The sequence below is a fragment of the Roseovarius pelagicus genome, assembly GCF_025639885.1.
GTDB classification, from domain to species: domain Bacteria; phylum Pseudomonadota; class Alphaproteobacteria; order Rhodobacterales; family Rhodobacteraceae; genus Roseovarius; species Roseovarius pelagicus.
In genome coordinates this window covers 3,744,331-3,756,843 of the sequence record NZ_CP106738.1, presented here as the reverse complement: position 1 = coordinate 3,756,843, position 12,513 = coordinate 3,744,331, and the positions used below count along the sequence as shown (strand labels likewise).

Here is a 12,513-nt window from a genome sequence, read left to right as displayed (position 1 = left end):
TCAGCCCCCCTGCCGCGGGGCGACGATCTCGACCCGGTTGCCGTCTCGCAGGACCTGTTGTTCCCGCAGGGTTTTAGGAACAAAGGCCTCATTCACCGACGTGGCCACCTTCGCGTCGCCTTTCCCAAGCTCAGCGAGCAACGCCGCCAATGTGGGCGCGTCACTGTTCATCATCTCACCGTTCACGATGATCTTCATACCAAACCTCCGGCGTTTTGCCCTCCAGCACCAGATCCGCAGTCATCCGCGCCAGGGCGGGCGCCAGCAGAAATCCGTGCCGAAAAAGGCCATTTGCGTAAATCCGCTCGCCGACCCGGCGAATACGTGGCTGGTTGTCCGGAAAGGCGGGCCGCGCATCGACGCCGATTTCCAGCAGTTCCGCCTCGCCAAAGGCAGGGTGCAGGGCGTAGGCAGCGTTCATCAGCTCCATGACAGATCGCAGGGTGGCCCGGTTGCGGTCGCCACTCTCAAGCTGTGTCGCACCCAGCATAAAGACCCCATCGCCACGAGGCACGATATATAGCGGAAAGCGCGGGTGCAGCAGCCGGACCGGACGCGAGAGCGCGACATCGGGGCAGCGCACCACCAGCATCTCGCCCTTGACGCCGCGCAGGTCAGGGAGCGTGTCACGCGCAGCCAATCCGCGGCAGTCTATGACCTGTCCCCGCAACACACGTTCAAAGACGACCCCGGCCTTCGTCAGCCGGTCATACTGTCCGATCATGGTCGCACGAGGGGCGAGGTGGTTCTCATTGGGTATGAACAGCGCCTTGGAAAACCGCTCGGCCAAGTGGGGTTCGCATGCTTCGATCCCGGCGCGATCCATGGGCACGGCGGACGGCACGCGGCGCCCGAATGTTGTCAATTCGCTCTGATCGCGCCCCAAGGCCACAACCAACGTCCCATTCCGGGTCACCGTCGCACCGTGGCTTTCCCACCAATCCGCAGCCTCGCGGCCGTGATGAACGACGTTTGGCTCCGCGCTCACGCCCTCGCATTCGGGCGCTAACATGCCTCCCGCCCACCACGAGCAGGCGTGGTCGCCGGGCGCTCCATTGGGGTCACTGACCGTGACCTGCGCACCGCGCAACGACAGTTCCGCAGCCATCGTCAAGCCGCACACGCCGCCACCGAGTATGGTAAAACGATCGCTCATCCCCAAAGCGCGTGGAAATGGTGAACCGGCCCATGGCCGTGTCCAACGTTTAGGTCATCCGCCTGCAATATCGCGGCATTCAGCCAACGGTGGGCGCGGGCAACAGCCTCCTGCATCGACATGCCCTGTGCCATGCATGCAGCGATGGCCGAGGAGTAGGAACACCCCGTGCCGTGAGTGTTTCGTGTATTCACGCGAGGTGCAGAAAAGGACCGGGCACCAGTGCTCGACACCAGAGTGTCTTTGCAGATCTGTCCCTCCGCATGCCCGCCTTTCATCAGCACTGCGCCAACGCCCAGTTCCAATAGCCGTTGAGCCTGCTCTTGGGGTGTGCCCGCACCGGCGAGCTTTTCGGCTTCTGGCAAGTTGGGAGTAATTAGCGTTGCGCGACCGAACAGTTCGGACTTTAGCGCATCAATCGCGCTATCGGCCAGCAGCGTGTCGCCCGATTTCGCGACCATGACTGGATCAAGCACCACGGGGCCGTCATATCCCGCCAAGGCATCAGCGACCACCTTGATCAGCGACGGTGTGCCCAGCATCCCGATCTTGATCGCGCCAATCTCTATATCACTGAGGACCGCTTCGATCTGCGCTGCCACGACCGCGTCGGGAATGGCGTGAATTGCCGTGACAGATTGCGTGTTTTGCGCGGTCACCGCTGTAACGACCGAAGCGCCGTAGACGCCCATCGCCGAAAACGTTTTCAGATCGGCCTGAATGCCCGCGCCACCACCGGAATCCGAGCCTGCAATCGTCAGCGCCTTTGCAACCATGGCACCGCCCTTGGCGTTCAGGGTCAGGACAGGAAATGAGGGTACGACCAGAACGAACGCTGTGTCCGCTAGCTGTTCCCTCCGCCGGTCCTAACCGGTTCAGGTTCAATGGGTTCGCGCATTGCGCATCTCAGCCCCGACAAGGGCACCCCAACAGATTTCAATGGATTAGTAGATCTGCGTGATTGCTTCGTCAAACAGATATACTGCAACCAAAGAACCTGCCGCCACACTCTTGGCGCTGGTCCGAGATCCCACCGGAACCGCGTTGGCGGACCGACTCAATCACCAATACGGCGAGGAAGTTTCGCCCTTGTCTCGCGATCTGCGAATTCGTCGAGATAAGATTATGTACATGATGTGCATTGGCAATTCAGATCTGCATTGACCAGCCCCCCGTGGCGTCCCATGTTAGCTATGACAAGTAAGAAAGCCCGCATGCGCCTGATCGCCTTTATCCTTCTGGCCAACCTTATGGTATTAGTCTCATCTCCGCATTTTGATGCGGCTGGCATGTCGATGCATGAATGCCCGTCCTGTCCAGAGGCGATGGTCGAAATGCAGGAAGCCGAGGCGGGCAAAATGCATCAGGGACCGTCTTGCGCGGATATGTCCCTTTGTGCCCCCATGGCTCTTATTTCTGATGCTTTCTCACAACGCGACGGAGAGTACCTTGGCCATCGCCACGCATGGCCCGATGCATATAAAGGCGCATCCATTCGCTTGGCACTAGACCTGCCACCTCCCCGCGCCTGATCCTTCTCTACTGCGTCCTGGGCTGACATTCGTCCGCCCTAAATGAGAACGCGCAGCACGAAGGCTTGCGCAGGACAGGAAAATATCATGAAAAATACGCTCCTTGCCGGGGCTGCGGTCATTGCTGTAGCACTTGGTACATATACTTATACCCGTCTTACCGACCACGATCTGTCGGCAGGCCAAGCATCGACCCCCACCCAAGGCGCGGCTATGGTCGCCGTCACCCTACCCAAGAGTCTTTCGCCCGAGGCTTCTATGGGAAAACGGGCATTCGATGCGGTCTGCGCTGATTGTCACGGCGCAAATGCCGCGGGGAAAGTGGGATTTGGACCGCCGCTGATCCACAAGATCTATGAGCCGTCACACCACGGGGATATGGCTTTTCAGATGGCTGCACAAAATGGCGTGCGTGCGCATCACTGGAAGTTCGGGGACATGCCGCCGCAGCCTCAGGTCACCCGTGCTGATGCTGGCTCTATCATTGCTTATATCCGTGAAGTGCAACGTGCAAATGGGATTAACTGATATGAATTTGACACGACGCAATTTCTGCGCTGGTCTTGCCTCTACCCCGCTGGTCCGCCCTGCTTTCGCCCAAGACATGCCGCTGTTGACGGCCAAAGAGGCCATGATCCAGCTTGCTCCAGACAGCTATCCCGCCACGCCGGTCTGGAGTTACGACGGCACGATCCCCGGTCCCATGATCCGCGTTGCGCAAGGCAGCCGGTTTGAACGGCGACTGGTCAACACCCTGACTGTTCCCACCTCGATCCACTGGCACGGCATTCGAATAGACAATGCGATGGATGGCGTCGCGGGGCTGACGCAAGAGCCAGTACCGTCTGGGCAAGGCTTCGATTATGCCTTCGATCTGCCGGACGCCGGCACCTATTGGTATCACGCGCACACCAATTCCATGGAGCAGGTAGCGCGGGGCCTTTCCGGTGCGCTGATCGTCGAAGAACCGACACAGCCGGACGTTGACGGCGACGAAGTCCTGATGATAGACGACTGGTTGATCGACCCGGACACCGGGCGGTTCGTCGACAACTTTGCGGCTCCGATGGCACGGAGCCATGGCGGCCGCATCGGCAATCTGGTGGGGGTGAATGGGCGCTACAACTACAGCCTCCCGGCGCGGCAGAACGACCGGCTGCGCTTGCGGCTGATCAACGCGGCCAATGCGCAAATCTTTGGACTTAGACTTGAGGGGCTGAGGGGGTGGACGATCGCTCTCGACGGGATGCCTCTTGCGGAACCAGAGCCGGTGTCGAACACGCTTGTCCTTGCTCCCGCGCAGCGCATAGACCTGATCGTGGACGTCACCGCCGAGAAGGACGCGCCAGCCGGGCTTCTTTTTGCCGCTTCCGACGACAGCTGGCGAGCGCTGGTGGAATTCACGGTCACGGGGCGTGCGGCCTCGGTTCACCGAGACCTGCCTGCGCCCTTGCCATCCAACCCACGAATGGACACCCCCGGAATCGACGCGGCCCGTGTCTTTGACATGCCCCTTCAAGGTGGCGCCATGCGCGGGCTGGAGAGCGCCTCCTTCAACGGACAGACAATGGGCTGGCAAGAGCTGGTCCAGAACGGCCAATTCTGGGCACTGGCCGGACAAGCAGGTATGGGGAAGACGCCCTTTGCCGCCCTGTCACTCGGAGAAACGGCGCGCATCCGCATGACGAACGACACGATCTTTCCGCATGCTATGCACTTGCACGGGATGCACTTCCGGGTGCGTAACGCAGACGGCACCACTGGACCGCTACGGGACACGGTATTGGTGATGCCGGACCAGACGACCGAGATCGCATTCGTCGCGGATAATCCGGGAAAATGGCTGTTGCATTGTCACATGTTGGGGCACGCCGCCTCGGGCATGACCAACTGGATTACGGTCTCATGAGGTGGCTTCTCCTGCTTGCAGCGGCGCTTTCCGGTGCGGCTTACTCTGTCGTGGCAGAAGAAGGCATGGATGGCGCTGCGCTCTACCAACAGCACTGCGCCTCGTGTCACGGGACCAAACTTGAAGGTCAGCCAGACTGGCGCAGCCGTGGCACTGATGGACGACTTCCTGCACCGCCCCATGATGTCACGGGTCACACATGGCATCACAGCGACGACATCCTGTTCCGCATTACGCGGGATGGGACGGCCGCAGTTGTCGGCGACGACTATGAAAGCAACATGCCGGGCTTTGGCGATACACTGAAGGATGAGCAAATCCACGCCATCCTCGAATACATTAAATCCACATGGCCGGACCGTGAACGCGCCTATCAAGAGGCGATCAGCGGAAAAAAATAGTCGGAAAACGTCGACTTTATGGGAACCCTCCAACGCTGGAAGGTTGTTTTACCTTCAAACAAACTTGGAGGTGCCGATGGCTTATTCCCGCTTTTTCCTGATGATCGCCGTTTCTACGGTGCTTATGTTCGGATTGATGTATCTCAACACCTATCTGATCAGCCATGTCTTCTGGTCAGAAACACGCGCCTACATGGCGATTGTTATGGGAGCGGTCATGGCCTTTGTCATGTTGGCGTTCATGCTGGGCATGTACAAGAATCCCATACTGAATATCGCCATTTTTGCCGGCTCCCTCGTGGTCTTCGCCGGGGCGCTCTGGCTGGTTCGCAGCCAGGCCACGGTGCAAGACCGCGCCTACATGCGGGCGATGATTCCGCACCATTCGATTGCGATTATGACCTCCGCGCGCGCGGACATCACCGATCCGCGAGTACGAACCATGGCCAATGACATCATCTACGCGCAGGATAAGGAGATCGCGGAAATGCGCTACTTGATCGCGGAGATCTCGGCAAATGGCGAAGCTGCTGCAAGGGCGGTATCACCAGAACCTCAGTTGAAGACCGCACAAGAGGCATTGGCCAGCGAAGTCGTCGACACAGTCGACCCGGAATTCCTGTCAGAGGGAGACATCGCTCAGGTCTTCGCGGATGTCCCGGTGTGTGGCTTCGCATACACTGAAACCAGCCCGCCAGTGCTTGTGTCCGGCAACGACACCGCTCTGATCAAGATCAGCGGCGACCTCGTGCGTCTTGACGGCGACGATGATCGCTTTGCAGCAAGCCCTATTTCCGTCGAGCTACGCCAAACAGACGACAATGATCTTCACGACCTGATCATAAGCGCTGGCCCGAGCTACGCGGCGGGTTTCCGTGGCCACTACAACTGCACAAGCTGACGGCTCATTCATGCCACAGAGTGCGAATAAAGCCGCCACGCTCTATGCATGGTAATGCCGGATCATTCCTGCCCCTACGGTCTGAAATCCAAGGACCTGCTGGAGTGCCGCGGCTATCAAGTCGATGAGCATCATCTCCTAACTCTGATTTCTATCCGGCATATTCCGGTGCTGCGATTGAGGTGAAGGTCGCAGTGATCAGCAGAATCAAGACGAAAGCCGCCATTTCCCACCGAATGGATTTCCGCAACGGTTTACCGTCTCCGGTTTCAGCAAACATCGGCGTCAGACGCAGTTTGTTCAGGCCAGCAAGCCCGAGCAAAAGAGCCACGACGATCAATTTCAGCGCTAGGAACTGGCCCCAAGTCTGGGTCAAGACCGCGATGGGATCACCCGCCAGCATCACAAGGATTGCAGCACCGGCACCAACAAGTAGCCCCACCATAAACAGCGCGGCCTGCCCAAACTGCTCAACAGTGCGCACTGCTCCCGCGCCGCCCCGGCCGACCATGTCATATAACGGAAAGAACCCACCGACCCAGAAACTGGCCGCAAGGATGTGGATAACAAATAGCATTGACATTGCGACCCTTGGATCGCTGGTTGCATGTCCGCGTAATGCAAAACTGATGACCACAAGGACAACGCCTAGAAACGCGACAGCTCGTGTCCAACTGCGGTTGAGCTTGATGCTAGCGATGGCTGCAAGCCCCATACTACCTACCACAGTAGAAACCCCAAGCGGGCTGGACACCGCAACCTGAAGCATGATGGGATCAAACGCACCGACAATGCTCCCAAAAAAGAATGCAGCGCGTAGCGGGATGTTCAGCGCGCTGAATACCACGCCCGCCACAGCAGACCATGCCGCAAGCCGCCTAAGGCGACCGCTTGCAACGCTATCCAGCTCCGCAAGGAGCCAGAGATTGATGACGGAGCCCGCCGCAAGCAAGACAGTGACATACATCCCCGCCTTGACGAAGATCGAGGCGATCTGCACCGGTTCCAGTGCGGCAATAGCTCCGCCCATGATCAGTTCGCGACCTTGAACGCAAAACTGCCTTTCATCGGGTGGCCGTCTGGCGACATGCCGCGCCAGTCGACCTTATAGTTGCCCGGCGCGAGCTTTGGCAGCTTGCCTTCCCAAATTTTGACAGCCCTGTTCGCAGCCGGGCCATTGATTTTGTATGTCTTACCGTCAGGCGCCTTCATGGTGACTGTGGTGATCTTCATGGGGTCGGTGAACATCAAGTGCAGTACCTTAGTGTCCGCCCCCACCGTCTGGCCATTGCCCGGCATGGTCATCATGCCTTTGCCATGTGCGAGCGCAGCCCCCACACTCAGAGCGAGGCCGATCGAAAGTGCCGCCGAGGTAAGTATGTTGCGAATTTTCATTGGATAGTTCCCTTTGGTTGGTTGGAGTTAAAAAGGCTGCGCCCCTCCTCATCACCATCGCTTTGCAAGGGCAGCTAAGGAGAGGGACGCAGGAAAATCAGAACATGAAGTTGATGCCCACCACGCCGGTCAGATCATCGACGTCGTGACCCTGATTGCGCAGGATGTCGGCCGTCCCGCCAAAGGCGCGTTCATAGTTCACGCCAATATACGGGGACACGCTGCGTCCGATTAGATCGTAGCTCAGGCGCAATCCCAGTTCGACTGTAGCGCCCCCTGCGGTGGCTCCTCGTCCGGGATCGTCCGCCAGTGGCAAATTAACCGCGATGGACGGCGTCAGGATCAGACGGTTGGTCAGAAGACCTTCATACTCCACTTCCGCCCCGATGTAGGGATACTTGGAGACGTAGAGTGCCGCCTCGACCTCGAACCACTGTGGCGCGAGGCCAGTCAAACCAAAAGCGCCATAATAGCGCTCGGGCGCACCATCCGGCGTCGACGTCCCAACCCCGATGAAACCATCGAAAAAATCTGATATCGGCTTCTGAACACGGATCTGGTTGTCCATCTCCTCAATGTCGCCGCCCTCGATCTTAGCCCCTTCACTCTTCCAGACCAGACGCAGTTCATCATTGCCGACCCAGGCATCGAATTCCCAAGCAAAAGAGTCCTCCTGATCGCCGATCCGGTATTCAAGCTTGTCCGTGCGAACGCCCCAGACGGTCGGGGAAACGCCCAACTCTGCCAGTGCGCCAGAGGCAAAAGGAAACGCGAAAAGCGGCCCGCATACTGCTCCAAGTATTAGATTTTTCATGTTGTTTGTTCCCTTGAAAAGCGCGCCCATTAGGACGGGCCTCCTTCAACGATGACCTTGCGGAACATGCCGCCGACCATGTGGTAGGAGAGGTGACAGTGAAAGGCCCACTGGCCCGGCGCATCGACTTCGGTCTCGGTGTAAAGGGTCGTGCCGGGGGCCACGCTAACCGTGTGTTTCACGGGGTCGTATGCGCCCTTGCCGGTGTCGATGATCGTCCACATGCCATGCAGGTGCATCGGGTGCGCCATCATGGTCTCATTAACGAACTTGAACCGAACACGTTCGCCGTACTTCAGACGGATCGGGTCGGCATCTTCGTATTTGACGCCGTCAATCGACCAGATGTAGCGTTCCATGTTTCCGGTCAGGCGGATCTCGATCTCCCGCGTCGCGTGGCGGTCCCGATAAAGCGGCTTGCCTGCGGTCAGATCCTCGTAGCCAAGAAACTTGCCACCATTGGCCGCTGTCGGGATCAGGCCACTACCCGGTGCATAGAATTCGGCACCAGTTGCACCCTCTGACGGAACCACTGGAATACCACCGGACATATCCATGCCGCCCATATCCATGCCGCCCATATCGTGTCCGGAATGATCCATCCCGGACATGTCCATGCCGCTCATGTCGTGGCCGGAATGATCCATGCCCGACATATCCGAACCGCCCATGTCCATACCCGCATGATCCATGCCAGACATCATGCCGCCCATATCCGCCATGGTGAGCAAAGGTTTGGGCCGCATTTTGTAGTATGGGCCGACCATACCCGCGGCCGGGGCCAAGGTGCCGCGCACCATTGCCGTCCGGCCTGCGCTTTCCCCCGATGATCGAATAGGCTTTCGCCTCGCGCGGCTGGACGATCACATCATAGGTTTCAGCCACAGCAATGCGCAGTTCATCCACGGCCACTGGTTTCACATCATTCCCGTCAGCCTGAACCACCGTCATTTTCAGCCCCGGCAGGCGCACGTCAAAATAGGTCGTGGCCGAAGAGTTTATCAGCCGTAGGCGAACCTTCTCACCGGGCTTGAAGATGCCAGTCCAGTTCTGGTGGGTGCTTGCCCCGTTGATTAGCGGCGTAAATCCCTGCACGTCTTCGATGTCCGTGGGCATCATACGCATCGCGCCCCACATCTTGCGGTTCTCAAGCGCGGCCTTCAGCCCGATGGCACCGGCGTCTTCGATCAGATCCTGTGCGGTGCGCTGAGCACGGTTATAGTAATCGGCAGACGATTTGAGATTGCGGAAGATCCGCGACCCACTGTGAGGATGCTTGTCCGTCAACTGGACTACGTAATCGCGGTCCGCATGCACGGTCTCGCCACCCTTTGGCGCTATTACGATGGCTCCGTAAGCGCCGTCAGGCTCCTGAAAGCCTGAGTGGCTGTGAAACCAGTAAGTGCCCGCTTGCTCGATCGGAAAGCGGTAGGTGAAGGTCTCGCCCGGTTTGATGCCATTAAAGCTGATACCCGGCACCCCGTCCTGCTGGAACGGCAGGATCAGGCCATGCCAATGGATAGAAGTGCTTTCGCGCAGATTGTTCTTAACGCGAATGACAACATCTTCCCCTTCCTGGAAGTTCAGGATGGTCGGGGTCTGACTGCCATTGTAGCCAATGCCCTTCTTCTTAAAGGTGCCGGTATCGATCCGGATCTTATCGACAGTAATATCATAAGTGCCAGCCTGAGCGGGTGCGCCCAGTGCAAGCCCCAGCATGACGGCCAAGGGCCGCAGAAAATTTGTGTGTTTCATGTGTTTTCCATGGGCGTAGACCAGCGATTGGTCACGCAATGAGAAGATCACTGCAAAAACAGTGAAGGTAGGGAGAAGAGGTTCAGATGCGCCTTGGGCTTAGGCCGAGACAGGCGGCATGTGATCGGATCGTCGGGCGCGCCTGCACAGGCGACACCGCAATCCTCGCCGGGCAGGCGATGTCAGACCAACGGAGGCCGCAGTTGGGACAGAAAAACGGACTGCAAAGCCATCTGCGGCTCCGCGGGATTCAGATCGGCACTCCGAGACGCCTTCACTAGGATTGGGACAGCGTTGCCCGCGAACTGGTCCGTGCAGGCAACGCTGGCGCAATGCAAAAGCCCTAAAGGCTTGCTTTTCTCTTCAGAGTCGAAAGTGACCTCAGCGCCCTGATCTTGAACGTAGGACGTTTCTTCACCGTGCATGTGTTGCGCCGACGGGTCCGCGCAATGCTCGGGCATCGACATCCCATGCGCAAATGCACTCGTAACAACGAGATGCAACGCAACAAGAACGATGATAAGACGACCGATCACAAGGCTTTCCTCTATCCTTTCCCCTTAGACACAACGGGCCGAGCATTCCGTCAACAACGAAAGTGGCTTCCAGTAGGTGGAAACTCACGCAAATGTGATTGAGCGCCGAAGGGCAGCTTTCGTTCTTTCTTGAACAAGGACGGCGAACACGCGCTGATGTAGCACTTCCTCAACGTCGTGGATTCATCCCGAAAAACGCTGCGCCAATCGACAGATCAAGAAGCCCATTCCCTCCTTTTAAAAGGCAATCTTGCCAGACACGCTGTAGCAGCAGCATTGTCTATCGGTCTGGCATTTGTTGATGTTTGTTTTGGTTCGGTCTCACCAGAGTTTCCGGATCTTCGCGGCCTCAAAAGAGGGCCCGCGCAAGATCTGGAAATCAGGTGAGAAGGCAGCGGACAGAGTATAACGGCTATTGCAGCAACCAAATTTGCAGCTATTCTTCCCAATCACCGCGGCTTGCGGTGCAATGACACGGCCATCTGCCTGATGCCCCTTGCCTCTTCCGCCGTTAACTCACTCAACATGATCTGTTTTGGCCAAAACTCCCTTTCGGCCAAAACCATTTCAAATCAGCACCTTAGACACCCACAGCAAAACTTTCCCCGTTTCATGGCGAACAAAACCGGGGTTTTTGGCATAACTATGCACGCACTGACAACACATACAAATGCCTAGAAATCACCCGCATTTGTAATGTATCACATCACCAAGTCCACTTTCATGCAAGCCTAAGTAAAAAAATACAAATCCCAGAACGCCATCCGACCATCGAACACTTCAACTCCACTTCGTTGGTTCAGTTTGGAGAGCCCTCCAAAAAAAGACGCGAGGGCTCGGACGAAGCAAAGTCGCACCAAGGCTCAATTCATAAAGGGGCCTGCCAGCCCATGCTGAATCCGTTAAAAGGGCTCTCCTCGAAAAACAAGCGCACCTCTTTCATGCAGCGCTACGCAAAGGTGGGCGCATTTTATTTCGCAGCGGGCGTCTTTTTTCGCGCGGGAGGGTGGGAAATCGAGAGGTGAGTTGGCACATGGCAAAAACCAAGCAATACGACATCTCAGCGAAGCTCCGAAAGAGGGTCAAGATGCTCTACGCACACCTCAAGCGCATCCTCGGTCTCGGACAGCTCCGATTGCGCGACCCATGCAGCGCAAATGAGGAATTCCTACTCGCCGCCACCGCCTAAAACCCCCGCAAATTGGCGAAAATCTTTCCTGCATCGCAATAGCCGCGCTAAGTCCGACGGAAAAGGCGCTCGCGCCCAACTCAAGCCGCAACATTCTGCGCTCGCGACCGGATGTTTCCGGAGAATTGGGCGGATTCCGGACATTCTCTGCGCGAGCGAGGCAAGCTTGCCGGTGAAACGGAAACGGACATTCGGGTATCCCTACAGACGTGCATTTTCGAAGGTGAAAAGAATTTGTGGGGACCTTGATAAGAGTGCAGGCGCGTTCCCGAAGTCGCGCCGGTGGTTGTAAGCTCGGAATCTACTCCGCATATCCAAGCCGATGTTGCCGAAAGCGCGTGATTTGTGCCTGCGACCGTGGGCCGGCTTCCCATCTGAGGTTGCAGGCCAAAGCTCTGGCCGGCCTTTGCATTTCGTGTTGCAAGTGGGCGACGTCATGGCTCTGACCGCTTCTAACCCTCCCTGCAAGGTCGTCAGCGTGTAGCGAACGGCCGCTCCTGCGGAACAGCCATATGCGTGCCCGAACCCTTGATCTTGGCGCGGCCGTAGAGGCGCGCGCTGCCGGTAAGATTTGGCCTGGATGAAAGAGTTGCCCCGGGGTGCTGCAAGATGCCCTACTGAACGAGCTCCACTACGAGCATCCTTCCGCGCTTGACCTCGCTCCGGTGAAGCCTGGCGCCGATCTGCTGGGCCATACCTTCCATGAGGCGCAAGCCAGTTCCTCCGTGTCGAGTCCCGTCCTGCTCGCCGTCGTTCGGCAGTCCGCGCCCATCGTCCCCCAGGGTAAGACTGAGGGTAGATGCTTCGACCTCAAGGTTGAGGGTGATCGTTCCACTTTTCTCGCCGAAGGCGTGCTTCAGGCTATTCGTCGCGAACTCGTTCGCAATCAGACCAAGGGGCACCGCATGGTCCGCGCTGGACCGGT

At 57.9% G+C, this 12,513-nt stretch carries 14 protein-coding genes, 2 pseudogenes and 1 riboswitch; of the genes and pseudogenes, 7 read left to right on the top strand and 9 right to left on the bottom strand.

All coding sequences use genetic code 11. The annotated features are described in order from the left end of the window. The 3 genes from thiS to thiD are packed head-to-tail and all read right to left on the bottom strand — an operon-like array spanning position 1 to position 1,932. Positions 1-198: a sulfur carrier protein ThiS gene (gene thiS, locus N7U68_RS19510; protein ID WP_263047896.1), complete on the bottom strand. Its 198-nt coding sequence runs from the start codon at positions 196-198 to the stop codon at positions 1-3. Further along, complete coding sequence (locus tag N7U68_RS19505) at positions 176-1,156, bottom strand: FAD-dependent oxidoreductase (protein WP_263047895.1); 981 nt, start codon at positions 1,154-1,156, stop codon at positions 176-178. Before N7U68_RS19505 ends, thiS begins: the two co-directional genes overlap by 23 nt. Beyond that, positions 1,153-1,932 carry a bifunctional hydroxymethylpyrimidine kinase/phosphomethylpyrimidine kinase gene (gene thiD, locus N7U68_RS19500; RefSeq protein ID WP_263047894.1) on the bottom strand — a complete coding sequence of 260 codons (780 nt, stop codon included), beginning with the start codon at positions 1,930-1,932 and terminating at the stop codon, positions 1,153-1,155. The genes N7U68_RS19505 and thiD overlap by 4 nt, the downstream gene beginning before the upstream one ends. Positions 1,933-1,991: 59 nt before the next feature. Further along, positions 1,992-2,095, bottom strand: a riboswitch (TPP riboswitch). Positions 2,096-2,370: 275 nt separating this feature from the next. Here thiD and N7U68_RS19495 point away from each other — a divergent pair. The 6 genes and pseudogenes from N7U68_RS19495 to N7U68_RS21110 form a co-directional block, all read left to right on the top strand. Beyond that, entirely contained in the window at positions 2,371-2,688 is a 318-nt protein-coding gene (locus N7U68_RS19495) for a hypothetical protein (RefSeq protein WP_263047893.1), read from the top strand. An 87-nt stretch (positions 2,689-2,775) separates the two neighbouring features. Next, complete coding sequence (locus tag N7U68_RS19490) at positions 2,776-3,216, top strand: c-type cytochrome (protein WP_263047892.1); 441 nt, start codon at positions 2,776-2,778, stop codon at positions 3,214-3,216. Position 3,217: 1 nt separating this feature from the next. Next, positions 3,218-4,597 (top strand): multicopper oxidase family protein, encoded by a 1,380-nt coding sequence (locus N7U68_RS19485; RefSeq protein WP_263047891.1) that lies wholly within the window; start codon positions 3,218-3,220, stop codon positions 4,595-4,597. After that, the gene (locus N7U68_RS19480; RefSeq protein WP_263047890.1) at positions 4,594-4,998 is read left to right on the top strand and encodes a c-type cytochrome; all 405 of its coding nucleotides are present in this window, start codon (positions 4,594-4,596) and stop codon (positions 4,996-4,998) included. Before N7U68_RS19485 ends, N7U68_RS19480 begins: the two co-directional genes overlap by 4 nt. 76 nt (positions 4,999-5,074) lie before the next feature. Continuing rightward, positions 5,075-5,899: a DUF305 domain-containing protein gene (locus tag N7U68_RS19475; RefSeq protein ID WP_263049195.1), complete on the top strand. Its 825-nt coding sequence runs from the start codon at positions 5,075-5,077 to the stop codon at positions 5,897-5,899. A 10-nt stretch (positions 5,900-5,909) separates the two neighbouring features. Next, positions 5,910-6,043, top strand: a pseudogene (locus tag N7U68_RS21110) (glutaredoxin); the annotation flags it as partial. Between the two features lie 7 nt (positions 6,044-6,050). On the opposite strand, the gene N7U68_RS19465 reads toward N7U68_RS21110, so the two are convergent. From N7U68_RS19465 to N7U68_RS19450, 5 genes are all read right to left on the bottom strand, one after another. Next, positions 6,051-6,929 (bottom strand): CopD family protein, encoded by an 879-nt coding sequence (locus tag N7U68_RS19465; protein WP_263047889.1) that lies wholly within the window; start codon positions 6,927-6,929, stop codon positions 6,051-6,053. Positions 6,930-6,931: 2 nt separating this feature from the next. Next, on the bottom strand, positions 6,932-7,294 hold the full coding sequence (locus N7U68_RS19460; RefSeq protein WP_263047888.1) for a copper resistance CopC family protein: 363 nt from the start codon (positions 7,292-7,294) through the stop codon (positions 6,932-6,934). Between the two features lie 97 nt (positions 7,295-7,391). Then, positions 7,392-8,108, bottom strand: coding sequence for a copper resistance protein B (locus N7U68_RS19455; protein WP_263047887.1), 717 nt, complete (start codon positions 8,106-8,108; stop codon positions 7,392-7,394). Between the two features lie 29 nt (positions 8,109-8,137). Beyond that, positions 8,138-8,665 carry a multicopper oxidase domain-containing protein gene (locus tag N7U68_RS21105; protein ID WP_373322947.1) on the bottom strand — a complete coding sequence of 176 codons (528 nt, stop codon included), beginning with the start codon at positions 8,663-8,665 and terminating at the stop codon, positions 8,138-8,140. After that, complete coding sequence (locus tag N7U68_RS19450; protein ID WP_373322946.1) at positions 8,592-9,863, bottom strand: multicopper oxidase domain-containing protein; 1,272 nt, start codon at positions 9,861-9,863, stop codon at positions 8,592-8,594. Before N7U68_RS19450 ends, N7U68_RS21105 begins: the two co-directional genes overlap by 74 nt. A 1,569-nt stretch (positions 9,864-11,432) precedes the next feature. Between N7U68_RS19450 and N7U68_RS19445 the strand changes: the two are divergent. Next, a pseudogene (locus tag N7U68_RS19445) lies at positions 11,433-11,588 on the top strand (IS5/IS1182 family transposase); the annotation flags it as partial. A 614-nt stretch (positions 11,589-12,202) separates the two neighbouring features. Here the strand turns inward: N7U68_RS19445 and N7U68_RS21100 are convergent. Continuing rightward, positions 12,203-12,490, bottom strand: a complete 288-nt coding sequence (locus N7U68_RS21100; RefSeq protein ID WP_373322945.1) for an ATP-binding protein — start codon at positions 12,488-12,490, stop codon at positions 12,203-12,205. Between the last annotated feature and the right edge of the window lie 23 nt (positions 12,491-12,513).

Bases quoted from the DNA above. Each gene is read 5' to 3' on its own strand.
- N7U68_RS19475 (WP_263049195.1), top strand. From the start codon at position 5,075: ATGGCTTATTCCCGCTTTTTCCTGATGATCGCCGTTTCTACGGTGCTT.
- N7U68_RS19465 (WP_263047889.1), bottom strand. From the start codon at position 6,929: ATGGGCGGAGCTATTGCCGCACTGGAACCGGTGCAGATCGCCTCGATC.
- N7U68_RS19480 (WP_263047890.1), top strand. From the start codon at position 4,594: ATGAGGTGGCTTCTCCTGCTTGCAGCGGCGCTTTCCGGTGCGGCTTAC.
- N7U68_RS19450 (WP_373322946.1), bottom strand. From the start codon at position 9,863: ATGAAACACACAAATTTTCTGCGGCCCTTGGCCGTCATGCTGGGGCTT.
- N7U68_RS19505 (WP_263047895.1), bottom strand. From the start codon at position 1,156: ATGAGCGATCGTTTTACCATACTCGGTGGCGGCGTGTGCGGCTTGACG.
- thiS (WP_263047896.1), bottom strand. From the start codon at position 198: ATGAAGATCATCGTGAACGGTGAGATGATGAACAGTGACGCGCCCACA.
- N7U68_RS19490 (WP_263047892.1), top strand. From the start codon at position 2,776: ATGAAAAATACGCTCCTTGCCGGGGCTGCGGTCATTGCTGTAGCACTT.
- N7U68_RS21105 (WP_373322947.1), bottom strand. From the start codon at position 8,665: ATGGATATGTCCGGTGGTATTCCAGTGGTTCCGTCAGAGGGTGCAACT.
- N7U68_RS19460 (WP_263047888.1), bottom strand. From the start codon at position 7,294: ATGAAAATTCGCAACATACTTACCTCGGCGGCACTTTCGATCGGCCTC.
- N7U68_RS19455 (WP_263047887.1), bottom strand. From the start codon at position 8,108: ATGAAAAATCTAATACTTGGAGCAGTATGCGGGCCGCTTTTCGCGTTT.
- thiD (WP_263047894.1), bottom strand. From the start codon at position 1,932: ATGGTTGCAAAGGCGCTGACGATTGCAGGCTCGGATTCCGGTGGTGGC.
- N7U68_RS19485 (WP_263047891.1), top strand. From the start codon at position 3,218: ATGAATTTGACACGACGCAATTTCTGCGCTGGTCTTGCCTCTACCCCG.
- N7U68_RS19495 (WP_263047893.1), top strand. From the start codon at position 2,371: ATGCGCCTGATCGCCTTTATCCTTCTGGCCAACCTTATGGTATTAGTC.